General features: G+C 49.8%; 22 protein-coding genes. 16 read left to right on the top strand and 6 right to left on the bottom strand.

What is annotated here, in order from left to right:
- Positions 1 to 216: 216 nt before the first annotated feature.
- Positions 217 to 753, bottom strand: a complete 537-nt coding sequence (locus LQV63_RS31820; protein ID WP_233697658.1) for a helix-turn-helix domain-containing protein — start codon at positions 751 to 753, stop codon at positions 217 to 219.
- 373 nt (positions 754 to 1,126) lie between these two features.
- Between LQV63_RS31820 and LQV63_RS17310 the strand changes: the two genes are divergently transcribed.
- Positions 1,127 to 1,540, top strand: a complete 414-nt coding sequence (locus tag LQV63_RS17310) for a hypothetical protein (RefSeq protein ID WP_019418957.1) — start codon at positions 1,127 to 1,129, stop codon at positions 1,538 to 1,540.
- A 53-nt stretch (positions 1,541 to 1,593) separates the two neighbouring features.
- The gene (locus LQV63_RS17305) at positions 1,594 to 2,031 is read left to right on the top strand and encodes a YtxH domain-containing protein (RefSeq protein WP_233697657.1); all 438 of its coding nucleotides are present in this window, start codon (positions 1,594 to 1,596) and stop codon (positions 2,029 to 2,031) included.
- 90 nt (positions 2,032 to 2,121) lie between these two features.
- Here LQV63_RS17305 and LQV63_RS17300 read toward each other — a convergent pair whose 3' ends face one another.
- Positions 2,122 to 3,282, bottom strand: a complete 1,161-nt coding sequence (locus LQV63_RS17300) for a phosphodiester glycosidase family protein (protein ID WP_233697656.1) — start codon at positions 3,280 to 3,282, stop codon at positions 2,122 to 2,124.
- A 229-nt stretch (positions 3,283 to 3,511) separates the two neighbouring features.
- Here LQV63_RS17300 and racE point away from each other — a divergent pair, with 229 nt between their 5' ends.
- The 7 genes from racE to LQV63_RS17265 all read left to right on the top strand — a co-directional run bounded on the left by racE (position 3,512) and on the right by LQV63_RS17265 (position 10,148).
- Positions 3,512 to 4,321 (top strand): glutamate racemase, encoded by an 810-nt coding sequence (gene racE / locus LQV63_RS17295; protein WP_019418960.1) that lies wholly within the window; start codon positions 3,512 to 3,514, stop codon positions 4,319 to 4,321.
- A gap of 251 nt (positions 4,322 to 4,572) precedes the next feature.
- The gene (locus LQV63_RS17290) at positions 4,573 to 5,799 is read left to right on the top strand and encodes a M14 family metallopeptidase (RefSeq protein ID WP_233697655.1); all 1,227 of its coding nucleotides are present in this window, start codon (positions 4,573 to 4,575) and stop codon (positions 5,797 to 5,799) included.
- A gap of 79 nt (positions 5,800 to 5,878) precedes the next feature.
- A complete protein-coding gene (locus LQV63_RS17285; protein ID WP_019418962.1) occupies positions 5,879 to 6,145 on the top strand; it encodes a hypothetical protein in 267 nt (88 codons plus the stop codon).
- Between the two features lie 120 nt (positions 6,146 to 6,265).
- Entirely contained in the window at positions 6,266 to 6,490 is a 225-nt protein-coding gene (locus tag LQV63_RS17280) for a DUF1450 domain-containing protein (RefSeq protein ID WP_019418963.1), read from the top strand.
- Positions 6,491 to 6,574: 84 nt separating this feature from the next.
- A complete protein-coding gene (locus LQV63_RS17275; RefSeq protein WP_019418964.1) occupies positions 6,575 to 6,859 on the top strand; it encodes a hypothetical protein in 285 nt (94 codons plus the stop codon).
- 115 nt (positions 6,860 to 6,974) lie between these two features.
- Positions 6,975 to 8,501 (top strand): glycine betaine uptake BCCT transporter, encoded by a 1,527-nt coding sequence (locus tag LQV63_RS17270; RefSeq protein WP_019418965.1) that lies wholly within the window; start codon positions 6,975 to 6,977, stop codon positions 8,499 to 8,501.
- 735 nt (positions 8,502 to 9,236) lie between these two features.
- Positions 9,237 to 10,148 carry a transposase gene (locus tag LQV63_RS17265; protein WP_233697654.1) on the top strand — a complete coding sequence of 304 codons (912 nt, stop codon included), beginning with the start codon at positions 9,237 to 9,239 and terminating at the stop codon, positions 10,146 to 10,148.
- An 843-nt stretch (positions 10,149 to 10,991) separates the two neighbouring features.
- On the opposite strand, the gene LQV63_RS17260 is transcribed toward LQV63_RS17265, so the two are convergent.
- Together LQV63_RS17260 and LQV63_RS17255 are read right to left on the bottom strand one after the other, a co-directional pair.
- A complete protein-coding gene (locus LQV63_RS17260) occupies positions 10,992 to 12,974 on the bottom strand; it encodes an LTA synthase family protein (RefSeq protein WP_233697653.1) in 1,983 nt (660 codons plus the stop codon).
- Positions 12,975 to 13,115: 141 nt separating this feature from the next.
- Positions 13,116 to 14,285, bottom strand: a complete 1,170-nt coding sequence (locus LQV63_RS17255; RefSeq protein WP_019424228.1) for a THUMP domain-containing class I SAM-dependent RNA methyltransferase — start codon at positions 14,283 to 14,285, stop codon at positions 13,116 to 13,118.
- A gap of 83 nt (positions 14,286 to 14,368) precedes the next feature.
- Between LQV63_RS17255 and LQV63_RS17250 the strand changes: the two genes are divergently transcribed.
- From LQV63_RS17250 to LQV63_RS17240, 3 genes are all read left to right on the top strand, one after another.
- Entirely contained in the window at positions 14,369 to 15,004 is a 636-nt protein-coding gene (locus LQV63_RS17250) for an O-methyltransferase (RefSeq protein WP_019424229.1), read from the top strand.
- 96 nt (positions 15,005 to 15,100) lie between these two features.
- Positions 15,101 to 16,447: a sodium-dependent transporter gene (locus LQV63_RS17245; protein WP_019424230.1), complete on the top strand. Its 1,347-nt coding sequence runs from the start codon at positions 15,101 to 15,103 to the stop codon at positions 16,445 to 16,447.
- 58 nt (positions 16,448 to 16,505) lie between these two features.
- Entirely contained in the window at positions 16,506 to 17,852 is a 1,347-nt protein-coding gene (locus LQV63_RS17240; protein ID WP_233697652.1) for a sodium-dependent transporter, read from the top strand.
- A gap of 127 nt (positions 17,853 to 17,979) precedes the next feature.
- Here the strand turns inward: LQV63_RS17240 and LQV63_RS17235 are convergent, their stop codons facing one another.
- A complete protein-coding gene (locus tag LQV63_RS17235) occupies positions 17,980 to 18,750 on the bottom strand; it encodes a Cof-type HAD-IIB family hydrolase (RefSeq protein ID WP_233697651.1) in 771 nt (256 codons plus the stop codon).
- Between the two features lie 276 nt (positions 18,751 to 19,026).
- Between LQV63_RS17235 and LQV63_RS17230 the strand changes: the two genes are divergently transcribed.
- A complete protein-coding gene (locus LQV63_RS17230; protein ID WP_019424233.1) occupies positions 19,027 to 20,016 on the top strand; it encodes a LacI family DNA-binding transcriptional regulator in 990 nt (329 codons plus the stop codon).
- A 111-nt stretch (positions 20,017 to 20,127) separates the two neighbouring features.
- On the opposite strand, the gene LQV63_RS17225 is transcribed toward LQV63_RS17230, so the two are convergent.
- Positions 20,128 to 21,339, bottom strand: coding sequence for an MFS transporter (locus LQV63_RS17225; protein WP_019424234.1), 1,212 nt, complete (start codon positions 21,337 to 21,339; stop codon positions 20,128 to 20,130).
- Positions 21,340 to 21,907: 568 nt separating this feature from the next.
- On the opposite strand from LQV63_RS17225, the gene hemE reads away from it, so the two are divergent.
- The 3 genes from hemE to hemG are packed head-to-tail and all read left to right on the top strand — an operon-like array spanning position 21,908 to position 25,430.
- Positions 21,908 to 22,954 carry a uroporphyrinogen decarboxylase gene (gene hemE / locus LQV63_RS17220; protein WP_233697650.1) on the top strand — a complete coding sequence of 349 codons (1,047 nt, stop codon included), beginning with the start codon at positions 21,908 to 21,910 and terminating at the stop codon, positions 22,952 to 22,954.
- 36 nt (positions 22,955 to 22,990) lie between these two features.
- Positions 22,991 to 23,935, top strand: a complete 945-nt coding sequence (gene hemH, locus LQV63_RS17215) for a ferrochelatase (RefSeq protein ID WP_233697649.1) — start codon at positions 22,991 to 22,993, stop codon at positions 23,933 to 23,935.
- A 28-nt stretch (positions 23,936 to 23,963) separates the two neighbouring features.
- The gene (gene hemG, locus LQV63_RS17210; protein ID WP_019424238.1) at positions 23,964 to 25,430 is read left to right on the top strand and encodes a protoporphyrinogen oxidase; all 1,467 of its coding nucleotides are present in this window, start codon (positions 23,964 to 23,966) and stop codon (positions 25,428 to 25,430) included.
- Positions 25,431 to 25,685 lie beyond the last annotated feature (255 nt).

The raw sequence follows: 25,685 nt of genomic DNA, 5'->3' as shown, positions 1-25,685 counted from the left end.
ATGGTTCATTTTTCCTTGCCAAGGGTTGCTAAGAACTTTGATTCAACTTATATAGCATATAATTCTCAAGTTCTCTGGCGGATGGCGTCCATTTTAACCACTTGTAATAGGCAGATCGAGCAACCCCTGCTAACGTACACAACTTTGTAATTGCGTAACCTTTTTCTTTGTTCAGTTCTTGAATCGCTTGATACAAGTCTACTTGTCGAACGAGGGTTAGCGTGTATTTCGTCGCTTGATCTCCGCCAACTTTTTTGCGAAAGTATTCTCCATCTCTTGGTATTCGTTTCGAGCCTCTAATTCCTTGATCCGTAGCTTAAGACGTTCATGCTCATCTAGTTCCTCTAAAGGCTTTTTGCGACCGCGATTGTCCTTAAGAGCATCCTCACTGCCTGCTTGATATTTCCGAGCCCAGGCGTACACCTGCTGATAAGATACACCGTACTTTTCGATCGCTTTCTGATAATCCAAACCATTAGCGATTGTATATTGTGCAATTTCAATGCGTTCCTCGAAAGTTGTTTTACGTCCTTTACTCATATGAGATAGTCCTTTTCCTTTATGTGTAGGTTTCAATTCTATCTCATTAGTATACTTGGTAATCCATTTCCCCAAAACACTTCTACTCGAAATACGATGCTTCTTTGTCGCCTCTTCTACGGAGCAATGACCAGACAACACATCTTTAATAGCAGCAAGCTTCAATTCCTTTGAGTATGATTTCCACGTATTCCATTCCTTTAACCCATCCAAACCATCTGCACTATATTTTCTTATCCATTCTTTAACTGTGTGTGTGCTAACACCTAGCTGTTTCGCTTCATAGTTTGGATTTGATTTGTGCTCTAAGCATCGCTGTACACATGTAATTTCGTTTCAAAAGAAATTGAACTTCTTTTAGACATCAGAAAAACTCCCATCACTGTAGCAGTAGAAGCTTTTGTTTTTCCTACTGTCTACTATGATGGGAGCATATCAATTCATCCCGGCTTTTTTCTTTTGTGAGCGGACATGCTTGATAAAAAAGGACGGCCCTTCCTGTGTCAAGACGAGCCCAACTTTCTTATACTGTCATTACGACATGGGCATTCGTCCTGGTCGATGCCGCAATCCGAGGAGGCACACGATGGTAACCTGGAGCATTTGTATCGCTGCAATCGCTTGGACTGCTTTATGTATTGCCGCGATTGCGCTTATCTGTCGCAGCTGGCGCAGCCTGACCAAGGTGGATGCCGGCATGGAAGAAGGCCGCAGGCTGATTGAACAGCTTCGAGAGCTTACCCGCCGAGCAGAGAAGGTGTTGAATCAAGCGGAACAGACAGGCGACACGATCAAGGAGTGGTCCGATACGCTGCATGAATTGCATAAACGGGTTGGACGGTGGAATGAAGCCCTCGGCAGATGGTCTCAGCGGGCGTATTCTGGAATCGGCACTGCGAGGGAAGCAGATGAACGACGCGAGCCCGATACGCAGCTTTGGCTGGACATTTTATTTAAACTGTGGAGTGAGATTCGATCCCGCCGCGCCCGTGCATCGTAATCTTCTTCGGATGTGCAGCAAGGATGAATGCAATAGAAGGAGGAACTAACAAAATGGCGAAAGCAAATAAAACATTCTGGATTGGCGCGTTAATCGGCGGAGTGCTCGGTTCGGTGTCCGCACTTCTCTTGGCTCCCAAATCAGGCCGTGAATTGCGTCAAGATATTGCTGAAGGAGCACAGCAGGTCAGCGAGAAGACACAGCATTTGGCGAAGCAATTTGGGGAACATTCAGGAGAACTATTAACGACGGCGAAAGAGAAAGTCGTCGCTATCAAGCAAGGCTGGAGCGAGTGGAGACAGGACGGAGCGGAAGAGGAAGAGAAGGTTATGGTCACTGCGGTTAAGGAGAATACTGCAGAACAAGTCACGGATAGCTTAGCAGAGCAACATGAGGATAATCTATCGGGGCAAACCAACGAGAACGTCAGTCACAGTGAGGAATCTGTTAGCCAAGCGGAGACGGAGCATGAGTTAATTCATCAATCTTGACACCGGTGCTATGAGAGCGAAGAAGTCCCTTCATACAACCATTCGCGCCCGGTTGCGATGAAGGGACCACTCATTCATAATACGATATGATTACCATGTGCTCGGATCGATCTGGCTTGGATCAAGGCCTTCCCAGATGTTCTTGATTGTAACCTGCTCTGGATGCTCAAAGACCAAGAAGGCGGAAGGCAAATAGCGCTCTCCGTATTGGCTTGCAGGCGAATTCTTAATCGATCCGCCTCGTTCGACCAACACGGTCGAGGACCCCCCATCCAAGTTCGCTGCAATAACGGCTCCGTTCTCCAGCATAACTTGTTGGCAGTCATATAAATCGGCTCCGATGCTGTGAGTCTGGCGGCCATCGATGATGAGGAAGAGTATGGCACCGTCTTCCCGTTGACCCATTACCGTGCGGGGCGCAATCCCCCAGCCATCGGCATGGTTTTTAATTTGTCCCTTGCCATTGACAATCATGCGGGGTTGGAATGTGACGCCTTCCTTTACTCCCATTTCCAGCAGCTCATCGACTTTATAATTGCCTGCTACCATCTTTCCATCGTTGTCGATGCCGACGATTTGAGTGCGGCGGTTTTTACCTACGCCATCGTAATACAGTTTGCCGTCAGCGAAGACGACACCGATAGGCTGGAATCCGTTCCCCTTCCAGTTCGGATCGGCGAAGCCGCCCGCATTGACGCCTGCCAGTGCCCCGGTACGCTCGACCATGCTGCTTACCTTTTCACCGCGTCCGACTCGATTCGGCACGGCGATTCGAATCTTGGTCGGGTCGTTTACAATCATCAAATAGCCGCTATACCCCTTGCCGCTTACTGTCTTATATTCAATTAACGGCTTCTGCTCTTCTTCAACAGGCGCGGGCTTCTTAATTTCGAGAGTGGACTCCTCTTCGCCCATTTGTTCGAATTTCTTCCAATATGCTGCTACCCGTTTATCGAGCTCTTCTTGTCCAATTACATATTTCGCCCAATGTCGGTGTCTTGTTGTAATTAAAGTATCTGCAATTAAGAAACGCATTTCCGTTCCGGATGGCGTGAAAAATAACCACCCTGCCCCAAATGCGCTCATGATGAGCATAACGACTGCTGTCAATCTGAGCGTGCGCCAGAATGAACGTTTGCGACGACGTTGTGTCTTTTGCTGCTTGCGCCGCCCTGTCCGCTGTTGAGCGGATTTACGTGGCGGCAGAGAACGAGCGGTGCTTCTTCCCGCCGATGAACGTTCAGGATTCATATTTCAAGTCCTTTCTACATTATCTTGCATCATTATAAACGTTTTTTTAGAGACAAAAGGTTGCAGTAATGTAACAATATGAAAACAATGATTTTAGCTGCATGCCAATCCCGGAACATGTGACTTGAACCTTGTCTGACTTGCTGATAAGATCGAGGTACGTTTTACCTCTACCAATCATATGGTATCAAAGGTCAGTCAAACAAGAGACGAAGGAAGCGGTGTATTCGTGCAGCAAGCCATAGCAATGTTTGATTCAGGTGTGGGAGGACTGACGGTCGTCAAGGAAGTGATGCGTCAACTGCCACGCGAGAAAATTATTTATTTCGGAGATACTGCCCGTTCGCCTTACGGTCCGCGCTCAGCGGAGGAAGTAAGACTATTCACCCGACAGATCGTAGATTATCTCATTCAATATGAACCCAAAATGATTGTCATCGCTTGCAATACAGCGACTGCCGTAGCATTGGAAGAACTGCGTGCATACGTTTCGATTCCTGTCGTTGGCGTCATTCATCCTGGCGCAAGGGCGGCCCTTTCAGCAACAGACACAGGTTACATCGGAGTTATCGGTACGGAGGGAACGATTAAGAGCGGGGCTTACGAACAAGCACTGAAACGGTTAAATCCACACGTAGAGGTCATTAGCAGATCTTGCCCTAACTTTGTGCCTCTGGTGGAGAAGGGATTGTTCCGATCTGATGAAAGATGGCACATCGTGAGTGACTCATTGGATCCATTGCGAAACGTTCCAATAGACACCCTTATTCTCGGATGCACTCATTATCCTTTTTTAACGGAACCGATTCAACGAGTAATGGGATCAAGCGTGCAACTGATTAATTCTGCAGAAGAAACAGCAAGGGAAATCAGCACGATCTTGCATGATAAAGGGCAATTGGCTCATAATGACGTGGTGCCAGTCCATCAATTCTTTTGCAGTGGTGATCCTGAAATATTCCAGCAGATCGCTCGTTCTTGGCTTGGAGAACAAATTCATGCTGTGCCTGTTGTATGGCAGATGCCTCAAATCATATAACATCCACACAGTTGAGAGTCTGTTCCTAAGTCAATCCTTTACTTTGCGGGCATTCTATTCAGCCAGCTTAAGCAGCTTCCAATGATCAAACTCGAAATCAAAAATTTTATTGATGTCATAGAGGCTTGAGGAGGGTTGCCCTCTCAAGCCTTTTTATAATTTTTAAGCTGCAGCATTAGTCGCCGCAACCTGTAATTTTCGCCATCCTCCTGGCATATGATCAATGATGATAGGCTAAGGAGGTGCCATAGATGGCTATCCCTTATATAGTGCAGCAAGGCGATACCTACCTGCGTATCTGCACGCGTTATGGTATTAATCTGCATGCATTGTTTGCGCTCAATCCACAGCTGGATACGGAGGATTATGCGCTTCCCGGTCAAGTTATAACGATTCCGAAGCGGCCGAACAATACGTATATCGTTCAGCAGCATGACACGTTCTACGATATCGCTTCCCGGTTCCACGTACCGGCGCAGCTGCTGTCCTCCGCCAATCCGTGCATCAACCCGAGCCGATTGATGGAAGGGCAAAGCTTGCTCATTCCTTACGGCTGTCCGGAAGGGGCGCTAAGAAGAAACGCGGAATACGGACATGTTCAACTGACAGAGGATATCTGTCGATTGAGCAGCCGATATTCCTTCATCTCAGTGGAAACGATCGGCCATAGTGTATTGGGCAAGCCGATACAGGCCATTGGTATCGGCAGGGGCGGTGTTCCGATACATGCGAATGGAGCGGTGCATGCGAATGAATGGATTACCTCGGCTCTGTTGGTTCAATTCATTGAGGATTATGCAAATGCATATGACAGCGGCTTGGCATGGCGCGGATGGGACGCGCATGCCGCTTATGAGCGGACGTCATTGTGGATTGTGCCGATGGTTAATCCCGACGGTGTCGAATTGGTGCAGGAGGGCATTTCGCTCGGGCATCCGTTCTATAAGTCGATTATGGAATGGAACCAAGGCTCAAATCGGTTTCAGCGTTGGAAGGCGAACGTGCGCGGCGTTGATTTGAATGATCAATTCCCGGCTCATTGGGAGGAGGAGCGGGAAAGGCGGGGGATGCTTTCCCCGGCTCCGCTTAATTATGGAGGGGAGCAGCCGCTGTCCGAGCCGGAGGCTGCCGCTTTAGCGTCATTTACAGAGCAAATTCCATTTGAGCTTGCCTTATCGTTTCATACACAAGGTCAAGAGATTTATTGGAATTACCGGGATTACGAACCTGAAGAGTCGTTATATTGGGCGGAACGGTTTCAACTGGTGAGCGGATATCGTGCCGTTAAACTAGCGGGAAGCGATGCAGGCTATAAAGATTGGTTCATTCAGCGGTTTCTCAAGCCGGGGTTTACCATTGAAGTGGGACTTGGATCAAGCCCGTTGCCTTTGCACGATTTTAATTCGATGTATCGGGAGGTGTCTTCCATTTTGATGGAGGCACTAAGAGGTGATATAGTCGAGAACGAAAACACGTAGAATTTAGTAAATATGTATTTGTGTTTTGTTGTATGTTCCAAGGGGCGCGACGCACAATATCGTGAAGGAGGTGTGCGCGATGGCACCATCATCACGGGAACCGAAGCAGCGTTCGGGAGGAAGGCGCCCTTGGAACAATCTGTGGTGGCTTATCAGCTCCGTCCCCCGTCTGTTAGCATCACGCAACGTACCGATTTGGGAAAAGGCATTGTTCGTCGGTCTCGTTGTCTTGTATTGGATCATGCCGGATGTTCTGCCGTTTATGCCGATTGATGATATATTATTCACAGTTATTCTGATGCCATGGTTTGCTAAACGCTCTCTGAAATATGAACAGTTGTCATGAAGTTTGCGCAATATGGTTGCTTCTCTGTACAGGTTCCCTTACAATGACATAGTAGGTCAAGCAAACAAAATGATTGCGAAAGTACATCATGACTAAGTGGGTAAAGCGGAGTGACGAATAATGGCAAACGATATACGTATTTGTGATAAATGTCGGCATATTAAAATGAAGTCGTTTTTACCGAAAGTGAAGAAGCTTGATCCGAATGCGGACATTAAGATTGGTTGCAAATCATATTGCGGACATTGCACCAAGCGAGTGTTTATTTATATTAACGGCAGATACGTAACCGCCCCGACGGAAGATGAGGCTATCGAGAAGGCGAAATCCTTCTTGAAAGACTAAAGGTATAGAAAATGCTGCTGAGCACATCCTATTCATTGGAGAAGGACCGCAACGAATACCGTTCCAACGAAGGAGGCTCACAGCATGTCCCAATACGACTCCAGCTTGCAGTCGCAAAATCCGATCTCGCAGGCGCAAAACGCCATTGAGACAGCGCATAATGCTGTTTCTCAGGCTATGTCACATCCAACGGACCAATCCGTACTACAAGCGGAGCAATCTCTTGAGCACGCCGAACGCGCGGTCGAACAAGCCGGTTTGAGCGTGAATCCACATCCGGTCCAATTAGCGGAAGAAATGCTTGCAGAGGAACAAGGCCGATTGCAATCCCTCATTGAAAGTGAGCAATGGGAGCAGCAAGAGGGGTAGGCTTACTTAATCAAGGTAATGATGTTTTTTTATCCCGGACACAATAGGTCTGGGATTTTTTTACATATCATACATGGCAACAAGAACGACAAGACAAGCATCTAGGAGTGGTTATGTGGTTTTTGGTATTTCAGTCATAATAATACTAGCGTTTGTTATATGGGGCTTCGTCGCACCGGACACTCTTGCTGAACAATCGAGCGCAGCATTGTCATATACGACGGAGACATTCGGCTGGTTCTATCTCATTACGGCACTGGTTATTTTGATATTCTGTTTTGTTCTGGCCTTTGGCAAACACGGGCACATTACACTCGGAAGCGACGATGATGAGCCTGAATATTCAAATATATCTTGGTTCGCCATGCTGTTCAGCGCAGGAATGGGAATCGGCCTTGTGTTTTGGGGAGTGGCAGAGCCGATCAGCCACTATATTACTCCTCCTACGGATGACGGGATGACACCCGGTGCGGCGCGAGAAGCGCTGCGTTATTCCTTCTTCCATTGGGGACTTCATCCGTGGGGAATCTACACTCTTGTGTCGCTCGGACTGGCTTATTTTACGTTCCGCAAAGGCTATAAAGGTCTGATTAGCTGGACGTTTCAGCCATTGCTCGGGGACCGGGTGAATGGGCCAATCGGAAAGGCTATCGATATTTTGGCTATTATAGCGACCGCTTTCGGCGTAGCCACGTCTCTTGGGCTTGGAGTCATGCAAATCAACGGCGGACTCGCGCATACATTCGGCATTCCGAGCAATCCAACGGTTCAGATCATTATTATTGCAATCGTAACGGTACTGTTCCTGACTTCTGCCATCTCTGGCTTGGACAAGGGCATTCGCATCCTGAGCAATACGAACCTGCTTATTGCGCTGGGATTGCTTCTTTTCACACTGCTGCTCGGTCCAACGTCGTTCATTTTTGATACATTCACGACAACGCTTGGAGGTTACTTGCAAAACATTATTCAAATGAGCTTGCGCTTGACGCCGTTTACCGAGGATTCTTGGGTGGCGAACTGGACGTTGTTCTATTGGGCATGGTGGATTGCTTGGGCGCCGTTTGTAGGTTCATTCATCGCCCGCGTCTCACGTGGACGTACGATTAAGGAGTTCGTTCTCGGAACGCTGCTCTTGCCAAGCGGATTCAGCTTCATTTGGTTCTCCGTCTTTGGCGCGACCGGTCTGAAGTTCGAAATGTTCGATGGACTGCCCATTGCCGAATCAGTGAAGCAGGATATTACATCGGCATTATTCATCACACTTGATTACTTGCCAGGGGGCACGTTCCTGGCGATACTGGCTACGCTGCTCATTGTAACCTTCTTCATTACGTCCGCCGATTCGGCTACATTTGTCCTCGGCATGATGTCTTCGAACGGTAATCCGAATCCTAGCATTCCCGTGAAGCTGGCATGGGGTATCTTTCAGTCGCTCATCGCGATTGTTCTGCTGTTGAGCGGCGGACTGGAGGCGTTGCAGACGGCCTCTATCTTGACCGCCCTGCCATTCGCTGTCATTCTGCTCGGCATGTGCCTGTCACTCGCCAAGGCGCTGCGCAAGGAAGAGCGGGAGCGGCGCTTGAAGGAGAAGAAGCGGCGCAGGAAGCTGGACAAGCTGTTGGAACAGGACGGAAGTTGACGTAGAGCCGGGATGGCCTTTACTATCTGGGAATCGCCATAGTCCTTTAACCATCAACTAACCTTGTGGAACTAGAGAGAATGCGTCGAGCTTTCGGCGCATATTTCATTTTTCTTTATGAAAAGCAAGCATGCTCAAAATAGTTGTCTAATGAATGAAATGAAACGATCGCTTCCTCATCGTTCTCATTCTTGTTTCTGACTCTCTCTACCTTCGCTGCAGGATGGATGTCAATTGTCGGCTGAGCTTTAAGCATCAGGAGGAGATATATTTCGCCTCAATCTTAATGCCGCTTGACCCAACTCTGAGAAGGTCTCTTCGTTCGCTTCTTTGCATCACACTCCCCTCCATTCAGAACAGACATACCGATTCCCTGTAAACCTAGATAATTTCATTACATATCTGGCCCCGCTGGCCATCAGCAGCTGTGACTTGTTCCCTGTAGTATCCCCCATGCACGGAGTGCGGCACCTTCAGATGATGCAGTATAAAAGATAGCATCGAACAAGCGGGCTGATTCGGATGCTGAGGCATATCGCACCATACGAAATACATCAAAATTGGAAGAAGAAAGGGTCTTGTTTCGTGTTGTTTAAAAAGCTGCTTCAAGCGTATTTGGATATTCAAGCTAGTAGAAAAATAACTTGAAACAGGAACATTTGTTCTGTATAATGAATATAAGAACATTAGTTCCATAATTAGGTCGAAAAAGCCCGTTATGAGGAGGTAGTCTTGATGGAAGCATTGCAATCTATCGCTACATTGGAAGAGTTGCGCCGTCAGTTTCATACCGAATCTTCTTGCTTCCATTTTCTATATAAGTTAAAGTGGCCGCATGGTTTTGTCTGTCCACGCTGTCAGCATGCCCATAGCTATGTCATCCGGACACGACGGCTTCCTCTGTACGAGTGCCGCGCTTGCCGACATCAGACTTCGCTCATCGCTGGCACGGTCATGGAAGGCAGCCGCACGTCCTTGCAGAAGTGGCTCACTGCATTCTGGCTTGTCTCCCGTTCCGACACCGGCATCAACGCCGTCCGGCTCAGTTCGATTATCGAGGTTACATATAAGACAGCCTGGTTGATGCTGCATAAGATCCGAGCTGCGATTAGCCGTACCGACACTGAGCGTCCTCTGCAAGGGGTCGTTCATGGCTTCGTGGCCTTTTATGGCCGCCATCCGTCAAGACAACTTAACCCTCGGGAATGCCCTCTGATCGTTGCCGAATCTGTCACACCAGACGGGCAAACGGGAGAAATCAAAATGAAGCTAGTAGAGCCAACGGGCCACTGCAACAAGCTGCTGCTCCGTTCCGACTGCGAACACTTCGCCGCACTGCATGTCGCTAAGACTGCTGCCGAGACATCCATCATCCGACACAATTACCGGGTACGCCGCAATCGTCCTTTATTTCAATCTTTCAGACGGGCGTGGCGTTGGATGAACGACACATTTCACGGAATAGGCGCTAAATATCTCCAGACATACCTGGATGAATTTTGCTTTCGATTCAATGCATCTCTCCATCATACGTCCGCTTGGGAGCAACTACTGTATATATGCATGGCGGTGTTTTCTCCTGTCCCGACTTCGTCTTGCATCGGCTATGACGAGCCCTTAGTTCCAGACACACCAGCAGCAGCATGACCAGGTTGACTGCGCCCTTGCATGAGGCGTTCTTCAAAGTTTGTTTACATCTCATTAATTTATTCCGTTCAATACTGCGACTTTTCGAACGTTCTTGCTGTACTTCTTAATCCGTTCCAACTGCAAACATTGAAACGTTCTGGCAGAACTTCTAGCATTCTTCCGGTTGGTTACTATATGAGCGTCCTGCAGTATTTTTTCATGCACCGTTCCGTTTATCGCTGTATGAGCGTTCTAGCAGCATTTCTTGAATTGTTCCAGTTGGTTACTATATGAGCGTCCTGCAGCATCTTTTCATGCACTGTTCCGTTTATCGCTGTATGAGCGTTCTAGCAGCAATTCTTGCGTTCTTCCGGTTGGTTACTATATGAGCGTCTTGCAGCATTTTTTTATGCCCGTTTCGTTTATCACTGTATGAGCGTACTAGCAGCAATTCTTGAATTGTTCCAATTGTGACTGTTTGACCATCTTGATTGTATTTGATGCTCCATTCCAGTTGCTGCTCTTTGGCGTTCTTCATGTTGAAAACCTATTTCTGAAATATTTATCTCATGTCTTAGCTCTTTTTTTACTTCTCGAAAAATGAAAAGGCGCTGCTATAAGCAAGTGCATGCGCTGGTATTATCCTGCATCAACTTTATATAGTTTCTGAACTAAGGGGAGAGTGGAGCTAAGTGCTCTATGAAGGATCCTACTATGAACGTAATACCTCAAGGTTTATATTGTTTCAACTGTAGAGTACAGTCGCTGGATAAGCACGTCGTGCTGGCGTTTCCTAAAAAAGAGGCCGTCTTTCAGTAGAAAAATCTACTTGCGAGACGACCCCTTTTGCTCAATGAACGTTCAATTTTCGCCTTGCCGGAACTGCTTAATCAAGTTATGCGTAATGACCTGATCCGAGATGCTTAGACGATGCTTGGCTTCAGCTTCTAAAGGCTCGCAGCGGGATACAGCAGTCGTTTGGCGCGTGCTGTAATCGAAGCAGGTTCCGTTCTCGAACAGCCCGTCTGCCGAAGGCACATAGAATACGTTGCCATCGGTAAAAGAGCCGTTGCGCAGCACGACGAGCCGGTTGTTAGGGTCGAGCAGGTTGTGGCCCATCATATATTTGTCACCCGCATCGATGCCAAGCCAGTGCAATATGGTAGGAGCAATGTCCAACTGACCGCTTGGGGTGTCGTATGTGCCTGCGTTGGCTCCGTCTGGAAGATGAACGATGAGCGGGACTTGATTCTTCATTTCGAGCATATCCAAGTCGCTGATGTCATGCCCCAGAAATTGGGCGAGCGGCTCCCGGTCCCCGATGGAATTGTCATGGTCCCCGTAGAGCACCCAAATCGTCTTATCCCATAATCCGCGCTGCTTTAAATCGGCGATCATCTCTCCGACAGCATCATCCACGTAACGTATGGCCTGCAAGTAATCACCAAAGATAGTATCCTTGTGCGGGTCGACGTTCAACTGCTGTGCGGATTCCGGCAGCTTGTACGGGTGATGGCTCGTCAGCGTAATTAAGAAGCTGTAGAACGGATTCTGTGCTTCCGCCATGCGCGCAACAGATTGGCGCAGGAAAGACTTGTCTCCGACCGACCATCCTAGCGGCTCGTCCACTTTATAATCTTTGCGGCTCATGAAGAAATCGTAGCCCATATTGTTATACATTAAATAGCGATTCCAAAACCCTGCGTCATACGCGTGATATGCCCCTGTCTCATAACCCGCTGATTTTAAAGTTCCTGGCAGCATATCATACGTCTGATTCGGGTAACGGATAAAGACGGAACCCGTCGGAAGCGGGTGAAGGCTGCCATTGACGCCAAAGTCTGCATCCGAGGTCCGGCCTTGTCCCGTTTGATGGAAGAAGCGGTTAAAATACATGCTTTCCTTCAACAAGGCGTTAAGGTGCGGCGTAATTTCCTGACCGTTAATCTTTTTGCCGATGACGAAGTTCTCAAATGCTTCTGCTTGTACGATGATGACATTGCTATCTTTGTATTTGCTGAACGAGACGGGCGGACCTTGGCGATCGGCGCGATGGTCGGCAAACCATTGCTTGGCCCCCGCCAGTTCCTCGGCGGAAATCGTGGCGCCAGAGAACCAGTTATCCTTGGCATAGCGGTACACGTCATAGCCGTGAAATCCGAGTAGTCCGGTAACGTTATAAATCGAAGCGTTCCACCAATGACCGGCGAACAAGCCTTTCGCCCACGTGCTTGTCGCTTGCTGTACGGGTACTGCGATGAGCAAGGAACCGATAGCGATGCTGACAATGCCGCTGATCAAGCGCGTTATTATCTTGGGACGTCTTCTGGATGACCCTGGAAGAATATAGCTGCTACTCTGAGCGCGACGCTCCTTCGACAGCATGCGGAATGTCACGATGGATAACGGAATGACGACAATCCAATCAATGAACAACAAGCCATCCTTCAGCATTATCAACGAAGCGATGCTGTCTCCGAGCGAGCTGACCTGTGCCGCTTGCAGCAGAACTGGCACGGAAATGAAATCTTGAAAGTAACGGAAATAGACTAAATCCGAAAAAATCAGTATCGTGAGAAGCACGTTCAGTATCATTAAGGCCAAGGTGCGCCAACGCGCTGATAACCATAAGGTCCAACCCCCGACGATAAGCACCGCACCAAGGGCAACCCAGAAATCGCTCGTGGACATCGCCATATTCGGGATGGAGAGCGCCTTGTCGAACCAAATGAGCTTCCACAAAATCAAGACAACAAACCAGACGATATCCAACCGTCCAACTAAAGACAGCAGCCGTAGACTGCGGTTCGAGTATCGGACTGGACCGTTTATTGTCGGTTTCATAACTTCTTCCTTTCTCCTTGCAAATTGAAAAAAACTGTATGGAAAAATAAACACTCCCCATCATAACAGATTTACGAAATATATAAAAATAAAAAGACATCCAAAACGATGAGCTCGTTAAGGATGTCTGGTTAATTCAAGCTAGCCCTGCTCTGGGGAATGCAACCCGCGAGGCGGTCGAGGTGGGAGCGGACCGAAATATTGGTAGAACTGGCATTCTATATTTCCGTTAAACAGCTTGCGCCGCTTGTCCGCCGGCTTGCCGAAATAATGCTCGAACTGCCGGTTCGGACTAATCGTGAAGAACGACCATGTCGGCAAGCCCTTCGCCATGAAGCCCAGTTGGCGCACCATGCGTTCCACTTCATCCTTTTCATTCAACCGCTCCCCGTAAGGCGGGTTCGTAATGACAACGCCGTAATCGCCTTCTGGCTTTGCCTTGGCGACTGGTGTAACATGGAAGTTAATCTCCCTGGAGAAGCCTGCGCTCTTGGCGGCCGCTTCAGCGAGATGAATCGCTTCGGCATCGATATCGGATCCCGTCAGCTGCAGATCGATATCATCCTTCACCGAATCGAACGCTTCCTCGCGCGCCGTCTCCCAGTGAGCCTCTTCGATGACGTGCCAAGCTTCCGCAGGGAAGGAGCGACGCAGCCCGGGAGCTACGTTCCAGCCTATCATTGCCGCTTCAATGAGAATCGTACCCGAACCGCAGAAAGGGTCATACAGCGGGCGATTCGGATTCCAGCGGCTTAACTGCACCAGTGCGGCTGCCATCGTTTCTTTGAGCGGCGCCTTACCGGTAAGCTTCCGGTATCCACGCTTATGCAGTCCCGGTCCGGTCGTATCCAAGGTAAGGAGCGCCCGGTCGTTCAACAACGATATCTCGATGCGGTAAAGCGGTCCGGTTTCTTCGAACCAGTCGATATGATAATGCTGCTTCAGTTGTTCAACAATCGCCTTCTTCACGATCCCTTGGCAAGCGGGGACGCTGGAAAGCTGGGATTTATGAGAGCGGCCGTCGACCGGGAATTCTCCGTGTGCGGGAATCCATTCGTGCCACGGTATCGCCTTCGTTCCTTCAAACAGTTCCTCAAACGTTCGTGCCGGGAATTCTCCCATATTGATAAGCACGCGGTCCGCCGTGCGCAGCCACAGGTTGGTCCGGCATACATCGAGCGGTCCTCCTTTGAAATGCACGCGTCCGTTCTCTGCATGCGCATCCTCATAACCTAGCTGATGCAATTCTCGCGCCACAATGGCTTCCAGTCCCATCGGGGCGGTAGCGATTAACGACCAAGGTCGATTCATCGGTGTTCTTCACTCCGTTCTACTTTGTCTGACTTGTACTCATATGGCATTCATCATATCATAAAAAGCAGGAGGTTGGGAAAATGTCTAATGAAGCGGTAGAAACGTATTTAGAGCAGTTATACACGAAGGATGTCACGTTGGAGCATATTAAAGAGCAAATTTGCGCCAATGGTCTGCCCGAAATATCCGTTCCGGCCGGATATGGGCGCTTGTTGACGATGCTTGTCCGCATGTCGCATGCGAGGAATGCGTTGGAAATCGGCGCGTTAGGCGGATACAGCGGCTGCTGCCTGTTGAGGGGGCTTCCTGCGGAAGGCAAGCTCGTGTCGCTGGAATTGCGTCAGGACTATGCCGATTTAGCGAAGCAACACCTAACGGAGGCGGGCTTCGGCGAACAAGTGGAGTATCGGGTCGGGGAAGCGCTTGACTCGTTGGCAGCTTTGAAGAAGGAAGGCGCACGCTTCGATTTCTTCTTTATCGATGCTGATAAAGGCAACTATCCGAATTACTTGGAATATGCCATTACACTGGCCCGGCCTGGAGCCATTATCGCCGGTGACAATCTCATGCTGCGAGGACGCACCTTAGACACTGACAAGCAAGGTCCTTCTGTGCTAGCGATGCGCCGCTTTAATGAAATGATCGCACAAGACGATCGTCTGATTAGCACAATGCTGCCGGCTTATGACGGTCTGGCATTAGCCATCGTGCGCTAGTGCGCATAAGTGTAAAGATTTGCGTCTGGAAAGGCCTTTGCTCCCTTGTGTTATAATATGTGACAGCAACTTATGTAACGGAGGGTACGGACTATTATGAAATCGGGAGAACAATGGACTTCCAGGCTTGGATTTATTTTGGCGTCAGCCGGTTCAGCCATCGGACTCGGAGCGATATGGAAATTTCCGAATGTCGTGGCGACAAGTGGCGGGGGCGCCTTTTTCCTTGTTTTCATTTTATTTACGTTTGGGATCGGATTGCCGCTTCTGCTCGCTGAATTTCTCATTGGACGGAGCACCGGAAAAGAAGCGGTGTCTGCCTACCGCGATTTGGCACCGAACAGCCGCTGGCATTGGGTTGGATATTTAGGAATGGCGACCTGTTCGATATTGCTTTCCTTCTACAGTGTCGTCGGTGGATGGATCGTCCTGTACTTCATTCGCGCCATTACCGGCTCTTTGTTGACAGCCGGACGCGATTATGGCGCTCTTTTCGACCAGACATCGGCCAATCCATGGGAGGCAGTGCTTTCTCAAGGCGCATTTATGCTGCTGACGATTGTGGTCGTGGCCAGGGGAGTCAAGCAGGGCATCGAGAAGGCAAGCCGGATCCTGATGCCAGGGCTGTTCTTGCTCTTTGTCGTGCTTATTATCCGGTCGCTTACGCTGCCGGGAATGAGTGAAGGGCTCGTCTACTTTCTAAAGCCGGATTTCAGCCGACTGTCTTCTGAGGCGCTGCTGTATGCCCTCGGACAGTCCTTTTTCTGCTTGAGCGTAGGCGGATCCTGCATGGTGACATATAGCTCCTATTTGCAGAAGAACGAACCGCTTGGCAAGCCGGCACTGTCCGTTGTCGGCTTGAATGTGATGACCTCGTTCATGGCGGGCATTGCCATCTTTCCGGCTCTGTTCGCGCTTGGGATGAAGCCGGTAGAAGGACCGGGATTATTGTTCGTGACACTGCCTGCTGTGTTCGAGCAACTGCCGTACGGGAGTCTGTTCATTACGGTGTTTTTAGCTTTGTTCCTGTTCGCCACGCTGACATCGGCCTTCTCTTTGCTTGAGATAGTCGTCGCGGCTTTCGCCCACGGGGATGCAGCCCGCCGCAAGAAGATGTGCTGGCTGTTCGGAACGATTATATTTATGCTCGGCATCCCGTCCGCGCTTTCCTTCGGGGTCGGCAGCGACTTCGTATGGCTGGGCAGAAACGTATTCGCATGGGCGGATTTCGCGGTGACCAATGTGATGCTGCCGCTGGGCGTGCTGCTCATCTCTGTATTTGTTGGCTTTCGATTTCCGCGGGAGCGGCTGCAGGCAGAGTGGTCAGGCGAGTCGGCATGGGCCCGGAAGGGACTTGCCTTGTATGTCTTCATGCTGCGATTTGTCCTTCCCGTTATCGTCGTGCTTGTCTTCATGCACGGGATGAACTGGCTGCCCATTTAAAGAGGGTGTATATGACAACACACAACTATTTCAACAAGAGTGACAACAGGAGGAACAAATGAAATCGCGAGAGCAGTGGTCTTCAAAAATAGGTTTTATATTGGCGTCAGCAGGGTCGGCCATCGGATTGGGCGCAATCTGGAAATTCCCCAATGTGGTGGCAACGAGCGGAGGCGGCGCTTTCTTTCTCGTTTTTCTACTATTTACATTAGGTATCGGGTTGCCACTGCTGCTTGCGGAGTTCGTTATCGGACGCAGTACCGGTAAAGAAGCGATTTCTGCCTATCGGGACATCGCTCCCGGATCCAAGTGGCACTGGACCGGGTATCTCGGTATGGGAACATGCTTCCTGCTCTTATCTTATTACAGCGTGGTAGGAGGCTGGATACTGATGTATTTGGCGCGCGGATTAGTTGGCGGGCTGCTGCAGGCGGGGCAGAATTACGATACGTTGTTTAACGAGACTGTATCCAATCCATGGTCTTCGGTGACGGCGCAGTTCACCTTCATGCTCATTACGATTATCGTGGTCGGACAAGGAATTAAAGGTGGTATTGAGCGTGCTAGCCGTCTTTTGATGCCAGGCTTGTTCATCTTGTTTCTCGTTCTGATCGCGCGATCGTTGACGTTGCCAGGCATGACCGAAGGGCTGTTGTATTTTTTGCAGCCTGACTTTGGAAAATTGACAGGAAAAGCGATCTTGTATGCATTAGGACAATCCTTTTTCTGTCTTAGCGTCGGGGTATCTGTTATGGTGACGTATAGTTCTTATTTGAATAAAAAGGAATCTTTGGTGAAGTCCTCTTTATCCGTTGTCGGGTTGAACGTCTTGACCTCGTTCATGGCAGGTTTGGCCATCTTCCCGGCTGTGTTCGCGCTTGGCATGGAGCCGCAAGAAGGACCGGGACTGTTGTTCAGCACATTGCCTGCACTGTTTGAGCAGATGCCATACGGAAGCATCTTCATTGCGCTGTTCCTCGCACTGTTCTTATTTGCAGCCATGACCTCGGCCTTTTCGATGCTGGAAATTCTCGTCTCGGGATTTTCCCGCGGGGAGGAGCAGAAGCGCAAACGGTTAAGCTGGCTGTTCGGGGCCCTCATCTTTATGGCAGGCGTTCCATCGGCTCTATCCTTTGGCGTATGGTCAAACGTCCAAATTATGGGATTGTCGCTATTTGATGCGGCGGATTTCGCTGTGACGAATGTTCTGATGCCGATCGGCGTGCTGCTTATCGCCTTGTTTGTCGGATACCGCATGCCAAAAGAACGGTTGTACGCCGAATTTTCATCGGAAGCGGCAGGATGGCGCAAAGGTTTGGCCTTATATGTGCTGCTGTTGCGATATGTGATTCCGGTCATCATCGTTATCGTTTTCTTAAACGTTCTGAACATCCTGCCAGTTTGAATTTGATATGGGGCAACAGAACGGGAAACCGGGTTCGACGACATGACCATCATTCCGTTGCCGACAGATGCCAAGGCGGATGAATAATAACAAGCCTCCGCCCATGTGGGTCGGAGGCTTGTTCGTATTACAGCAGGCCGACGGTCCGCAGTCCCTTCCATATGCCATCCTCGGTATGAGAAGCCGTGACGAGATCGGCGTGCCGCTTGACCTCCTGCGAAGCGTTGCCCATAGCTACGCCTGTTCCGGCGAACTGCAGCATCTCGATGTCGTTCACGCCGTCTCCGAATGCATAGCAGTGCTCCTGGCTCATACCGGTCCGTTCCAGGAATTTACGTATTCCCACCGCTTTCGAGCCATCCTTCTGCAGGAAGTCCGTCGCTAAGGAGTGCCAACGGTAGAATTGCATGTTCTGAAAGCGCTCGGCAAACGGTATCGTCGCCTCGTCATTGCAGAATAGAACGCCTTGATATACTGCTGCTTCCCTATAGCCCGTTGCACAGACGGGCGGATGCTCCAGATTGCATGTTCGCAATCCGTCGTGAATAAGTTGATGCTCCATGGAGGCGGACATACCGTGCGAATGCATGTACACAATAGGATGATGAAGTGATGCGGCCATGGAAGCGAAAGCCTCAAGCTCAACGGTGTCCAGCGGCTGATCGTAAATGACCTCATCTTCGAAGACGACGTATTGTCCATTAATCGATACATAGGAGTGGATGCCTAGTTCTTCGCGGATCCACGTAAAGGTGGATGGTGCTCGGCCGGTAGCAAGTGCGGTATATACACCGGCATCCTGCAGTTCTTGGATGGCGCGTTTTGTCGATAGGGCAATTTCGTGGTTCTCGTTCAAGATCGTTCCGTCTATATCGAAGAAAACGATATTACGTGCCATATTTTAGACCTCCTGCTTCATGCTGCTGTTCTTAGGGGCGAGCCACCGAGCCGTAACGCCCGACAACATCCGGTTACGCCGACTTCAGGTGACTGCAATCCCAACATAAATGATGAAATGCATTTCAGGTCAAGCTGAATTTGTAAATGTCGAATCATATCTCGCGATGCTTCGTGCTCAAAAGGTTTTTTTGAACAATCTCTAAATTTAAATTTCGTTAATGCGATCGTAATCATCTATAATACAAGTATTAGCCTGGACAGGGGGGATTTGCGCTTGGCAAACATTAAACAAATCGCGGAGCTTTCTGGCGTATCTGTCACAACAGTGTCGCGTGTCTTGAACAATCATCCCTATGTCAGCCGGGAAAAGAGAGAAGCCGTACTGGAAGTCGTCAGGAAGCTGAATTACAGCCAGAATGTTAATGCTGTCCATCTGGTTAAAGGTCGAACGCAAATGATCGGAATTTTATTGCCGTATATGAATCAGCCCTTTTTTACGAGCTTTATGAAAGGGCTTGCCGATGAGGCATTGAAGCATCAATACAACCTCATTTTTTTTCAATCCGACTATCGGGAGCAAGAAGAGCTGCGCGCCTTGGATATGTTGAAGATGAAGCAGATTGACGGATTAATCATCGTGTCCAAGGCAGTTCCTTGGCATGTCGTGGAAGAATACGCAGCGTATGGGCCGATCGTTGCCTTTGAAGATACGGGCGAACAGACGATTTCCTCGGTGTCGTTCGACCATTATAACAGCTACATGCATGCGATGGATTATTTCATTCAGCGGGGGCATCGGCATATCGGTCTTACGCTGGCCCGGGAGCACAGCTTCAACAGCGGCATTCGCAAGCGCGCCTTCAGCGATGCATTGGAGCGGATTGGCGAGCGTCCGAGGAAAGAGTGGATGTTCTATCAATGCTATGACATTGCGAAGGGTGCTGAAGTGATAAGAAGCTTGGCCAAGCTGGAGGAGCTTCCTACCGCGATGCTTGTATCCGGAGACGAGATTGCGGCGGGTATGATGCTTGAAGGACGGAAGCTGGGGATAAAGGTGCCAGACCAAATGTCCATCATTAGCTGCGAGAACTTGCCGCTTGCCGATGTGCTGGAATTGACGGCTCTGGGGCATTGCAACGAGGAGGCTGGAAGTCTCATGTTTCAAGTCTGTTATCGTAAAATAATTAATCCTGCCGAAGAGACAGTGAAGCATAAGCTTCCCTTTCAATTCGTCGAACGCGCATCAGTCCAGTCGTTGACATAACAACAGAGGCCAAGGTTATCCCTTGGCCTCTGTTCGTGCTGAGTGGCAGTGTGAATCGATGTGGCGACGTGTGACCTTATCTTAGTTGATTGCATTCGTACGATAGAGACGTCACGGACGGTGCGTCGCACGGTTCCGACCATATAGAGAGAAGCGGGCCCAAGCTGTATTGATAAGCAGAAATACTCCAGACATAATGAAAATGCCTTGAATGCCAATGAAGCCGGAAACAGCCCCGCCCATAATAGGACCGATCATATTTCCTAGAGCGAGTGTACTGCTGTTAAAGCTATAGGCGCGGCTCTCCATCCCGTCAGGCGTATATTTCCGAATGAGCGCGTTGACGGAGGGCAAGAGACCGCCCATAAACATACCCAACATGAACCGTATGGCGACAAGCTGCCATACTTTACTCACGAAGGCTTGCGGAATGAGCGTACACGCAGCCCCGATTAAGCATACCGTTAAGATGCGGTGGGAGCCGATCCGATCGCTGAGCCGGCCCAGTATCGGCGAGCAAATCATGTTCGACATCCCCGCCACTGCACTAACAAAGCCGGCGAGGAGCGCCAAGTTCTGCTGTGATCCATGCAGCTCCTGCACATAAAGCGGCAGCAGGGATGCAGGGCTCATCATCGCGAATTGCAGCAGAAATGTGACCGCAAACAAAGCAAGCAGCTGCGGAATGCCTGCCAGCTGCTTAAATCCGGCCATGACGGACATTTGCGGCGTCTCGGCCGCCTTCTCGCGGTCGAACGGTTCCTTAACCATAAGCATAGTGAGCATGGTCGCGAGGAAGAGCAGCGTACCGGTAATGTAAAATATCGGACGGTAGCCTACCATATCCGCTAGAACCCCGCCGATAAGCGGGCCTAGAATCGTACCAGCGACGACACCGGACTGAAGGATGCCCATCGCGAAGCCCATGCGTTCTTTCGGTGTCGTTGACGACACAAGCGCGACGGCAGCCGGGTTAAAGCCTGAAATGGTTCCGTTCAACATGCGCAGGAGCAATAGATGCATAGGCGTCTGCGCCAATCCCATTAAAGCCGTTACCACCGCCATGCCGAAGCCAGAACGCAAAATCATAATTTTGCGGCCGTATTTATCCGCGAATTTGCCCCATATCGGCTGAAATATGAATGAGGTCAAGAAATTCGCCGCAAAAATTAGGCCCGACCAGACGGCGATTTCATGTTGATTGCTCATTCCAATGTCGTGCTGCAAATAAAGCGCCAAAAATGGCGTTACCATGGTCATGCCTGCCATGGCTAAAAATGACCCGAACCATAGGATGATTAGATTTACTTTCCATTGCTGCATTTCCCTATTCACCACTTTCTCAGGTCACGGTCCGTCCGATGCGCCAGCAACTGGTGTTCATTATATCATACTTTTACTATATCGATTGTGTCATATGACATAAACGGAGGTATGCTCTATAACGTTCAATGTCCTTCTGCAATCCCTTTTATTACCTGAATATGTTGCGCAAATATTGTTTTTTTATGACAGCAACAAAGAAGCTTGTACGGCCGAAGAGCAGCAGGGCAAGGATGACGATCAGGACGATGCCGATATTACCGATACCCATACGCTCACCCCCTTATCATGTGAAGCCGGTCCCTTTTTCCAATGATAATGAAGAAGTTGATCGTGAATGTGTTTAGCTCGTCACTATAAAGGTAAAAGTTACTTGTAAGCGGGGGGGAGCGGCATTTTAAGAATTTGTGTGATAAAATGTCAAAAGTTGTTCACATTTGGGTGATTTTTGTCAACAGATTGTCATAGCTTCGTAGGAAGGTCCGGTTGTGGCAAGACGAGAAAAGGGGCATAATGGAAGCGGTAGGTTGTAACAAATTGCACAATGCCGTCAAAGTGGGGGTTATTGATGAATTATAATGATCGTTTCTTGCGTGCATGCCGAGGAGAGCAAGTAGATCGGCTGCCTGTGTGGTACATGAGACAAGCTGGACGTACTGATCCTGATTATCGCAAAATTAAAGAGAAATACAGTTTGCTTGAAATTTGCCGCCAGCCCGAATTGGCTGCGGAAGTCACCATGATGCCGGTGAACAAGCTCGGCGTCGATGCGGCGATATTGTATTCCGATATTATGAATCCGGTTGCTTCCATTGGTATTGATTTCGATATCGTAGCTCAAGTCGGGCCTGTTATTCACAATCCGATTCAAAGCGCTGCCGATGTCGAGCGGCTGAAGCCAGTTGATCCGGAAGGGGATCTGGGACATGTTTTGGAGACGATTCGCATTTTGGATGCGGAGCTGAAGGTTCCGCTCATCACGTTTGCGGGAGCTCCATTCACCATCGCCAGCTATCTGATCGAAGGGCGCCCGTCCAAGTCGTATATCCGTACGAAGACAATGATGTATGAAATGCCTGAAGTATGGTTTGCCCTGATGGATAAGTTGGGCGATATGGTCATCACCTATATTCGTGCTCAAGTTAAAAATGGAAGCAAGGCGTTCCAATTGTTTGACAGCTGGGCAGGTTCTTTGTCACCGCGCGATTTTAAGCGCTTTGTGCTGCCGACGATAGAGCGCATTTATGCGGAACTGTCTGATCTGGATGTGCCGAAAATTTACTTCCCGGGTGTAAGCTCGGGCGAGCTTCTGCCGTGCTTGCATGAGCTGCAGGCTGATGTGATTGGCTTAGATTGGCGCGTGTCGATACAGGAAGGACGCCGACGTCTGGATGGCCGCTTTGCGGTACAGGGCAACTTAGATCCTTATTTGCTCACAGGACCGATGGATGTCATTAAGCGCGAAGCGGCTCATATCATGGATGAGGGCATGCAGGAGCCGGGGTATATTTTCAACCTCGGTCACGGGCTGTTCCCGGAAGCATCGCTAGATAAATTGAAACAGTTAACGGAGTTCATCCATTCTTATTCCAGCGAAGCACTCGCAAAACAATAGAATAGAACGTATTGGAGACAAGAGGGAGGCGAAGAGATGAGTAAACGCAAAGTAGGAGTTCTCGTGATGTCCTATGGGACACCGCGCAGCATGGAAGAAATCGAGCCGTATTATACGCATATTCGCCGTGGAAATCCGCCTTCAGAAGAGCAGCTTCAGGAGCTTACAGAGCGCTATGAAGCGATTGTGGGGGGAGTATTCCCGCTGCGCGAGCATACCGACCGTCAAGTCCAAGGATTGCAGCGCATGCTTGATCGTGCGGCGGAAGGAACGGACGTGCAATATGTGTGCTATCAAGGCTTGAAGCATGTCGCTCCGTTTATTGAAGACGGCATTGCCGCGATGGCGCAGGATGGCATTCGTGAAGCGGTCAGTGTGGTGTTGGCGCCGCATTATTCCGTAATGAGCGTGGGAAGCTACAACAAACGCGCGCAGGAAGCGGCGGAGCAGCAGGATATCGCGCTGAAATGCGTGAATAGCTACCATCTGCATCCCGATTTGCTAGATGCGTTGACAGAGCGTGTTCAAGAACAATTAGATGCTTATGTGTCGGAAGGCGCGCCCCGTGAAGAAGTGGAAGTGCTGTTCAGTGCGCACAGCTTGCCGGCACGCATCTTAGAAATGAATGATCCGTATCCGGACGAATTGAATGCGACCGCTTCCGCCATTGCGGAGCGCTGCGAATTGAAGGAAGGACAATGGCGCTTTACCTGGCAGAGCGCCGGACGGACAGCTGCGCCGTGGCTGGGACCTGATATACTGGATACGCTTGATTCGTTGCGTCAAGAAGGTGTGAAGCATGTGCTGTCCGCACCGATCGGATTTGTATCTGATCATCTGGAAGTGCTGTATGACTTGGATATCGAGGCGACTCAGGCGGCAGAGCGTATGAACTTGAATTTTAAACGCATTCGCATGCTGAATGATGATCCGAAATATATGTCAGCGCTTGCGGATGTCGTTATGACATTGGATCAATAGTGAGCTTGACAGAAAGAAGGGGCACATCATGAATGGTTCGCGGGATCTTGTCATTATCGGCGGAGGAATTACGGGACTATCTGCCGCCTATTACGCGGTGAAGCAAGCGGAGGAGCGCGGACAATCGCTGTCCGTCACCATCGTTGAATCTGCTTCGCGCTTGGGCGGTAAGATAGAAACGTTGCGCAAGGAAGGCTGCGTCATTGAGAAAGGACCAGACTCTTTTCTTGCCCGCAAGCTGCCGATGATTGATTTAGCACGCGATTTAGGATTGGAATCGGAGCTCGTGGCGACGAATCCGCATGCCAAAAAAACATATATTGTACGGCGGGGCAAAATGTATCGCATGCCGCCGGGGCTCGTGCTTGGCATTCCGACGGAGTTGGGACCGTTCGCCAAGACGGGCCTTATCTCCGTCTTCGGAAAGTTGCGCGCGCTGATGGATTTGGTGAAGAAGCCCCGCACCTCGTCGGATGACGAATCGTTGGGATCGTTTCTGGACCGGCGACTAGGCAAGGAAGTTACCGAGAATGTGGCAGAACCGCTCTTGGCCGGCATTTATGCGGGGGATATGAGCAAGTTGAGCCTGCAGGCGACATTCCCGCAATTCGGGGAAGTGGAGCGCAAGCATGGCAGCTTAATCCGTGGGATGCAGGCGAACCGCAAGGCGGGGCAATCGCTGCCCGGACTGCCGGATGTGGCGAAGGGATCGATGTTCTTGACGTTCCGGAACGGCTTGACTTCGCTTGTCGAGAGATTGGAAGAAGTGCTGAAGGACCGGGTCGAGCTTCGGGTAGGCGTCGGTGCGGAACGGTTCGACAAGCTGGAAGATGGCCGCTACCTCATTGCTCTGCAGGATGGCAGCACGCTGGAGGCGTCTTCCATCGTCGTGACGACTCCGTCTTATCATGCGGCATCATTCCTGAAGGGACATGTGGATGTAAGTGCGCTTCAGGCCATCAATCATGTGTCGGTAGCGAACGTCGTCAGCGTATTCGATCGCAAGCAGATAAAGATGCCAGTGGATGGAACCGGCTTCCTCATTTCCCGTAAGGAACGAAGAGCCATTACCGCGTGTACGTGGACTTCGATCAAATGGCCTCACACGAGCAGCGAGGACAAACTTATCGTTCGCTGCTATATCGGCCGTGCCGGTGATGAAGAACGTGTGGAATGGCCGGACGATGCATTGAAACGAACGGTGAAAAATGAGCTGCGCGATCTGATGAGTATTGAAGCCGAGCCTGAGTTCGTGGAGATTACCCGCTTAAGGAATTCCATGCCGCAGTATCCGGTTGGACACGTGCAAGCGATTAGCGCGCTGCGCGATGGCGTCCGTCGCGATCTGCCTGGCGTATATTTGGCTGGTCAGCCATATGAAGGAGTCGGCATGCCAGACTGCATTCGCAGCGGCAGAGCGGCGGGAGAAGACGCGTATTCGTACTTTGCAAGCCGTAACAATGAATTGGAGCCCGTCTATACGACAACTGGGTGATATCGAATAGTTTTTTCTAAGAAGGCCGTGCTGCGGCCTTCTTTGTGTTATTAGGGTGCTTGCCTTGACATGTCTGCTAATAACCGTGTATATGTATTTGCAAAGACGATGTTCATTGATGATAATATCTTGTCAATGAGCAGATGCTTTTTATGGAGAGAGATGCTGTCCATTTTAATTGAAATAAACGTGTTAGAGCTAGTCCGGAAGGGGGGATGCCGGTGAAGCAAACATTGATCGACGGTCATGGGCGTG

Origin of the sequence: Paenibacillus profundus, assembly GCF_021369635.1 — a bacterium.
Lineage (GTDB): Bacteria > Bacillota > Bacilli > Paenibacillales > Paenibacillaceae > Paenibacillus_B > Paenibacillus_B profundus.
Note: the sequence above shows the minus strand (reverse complement) of the source record. Positions and strands in the feature narration are given on the sequence as shown.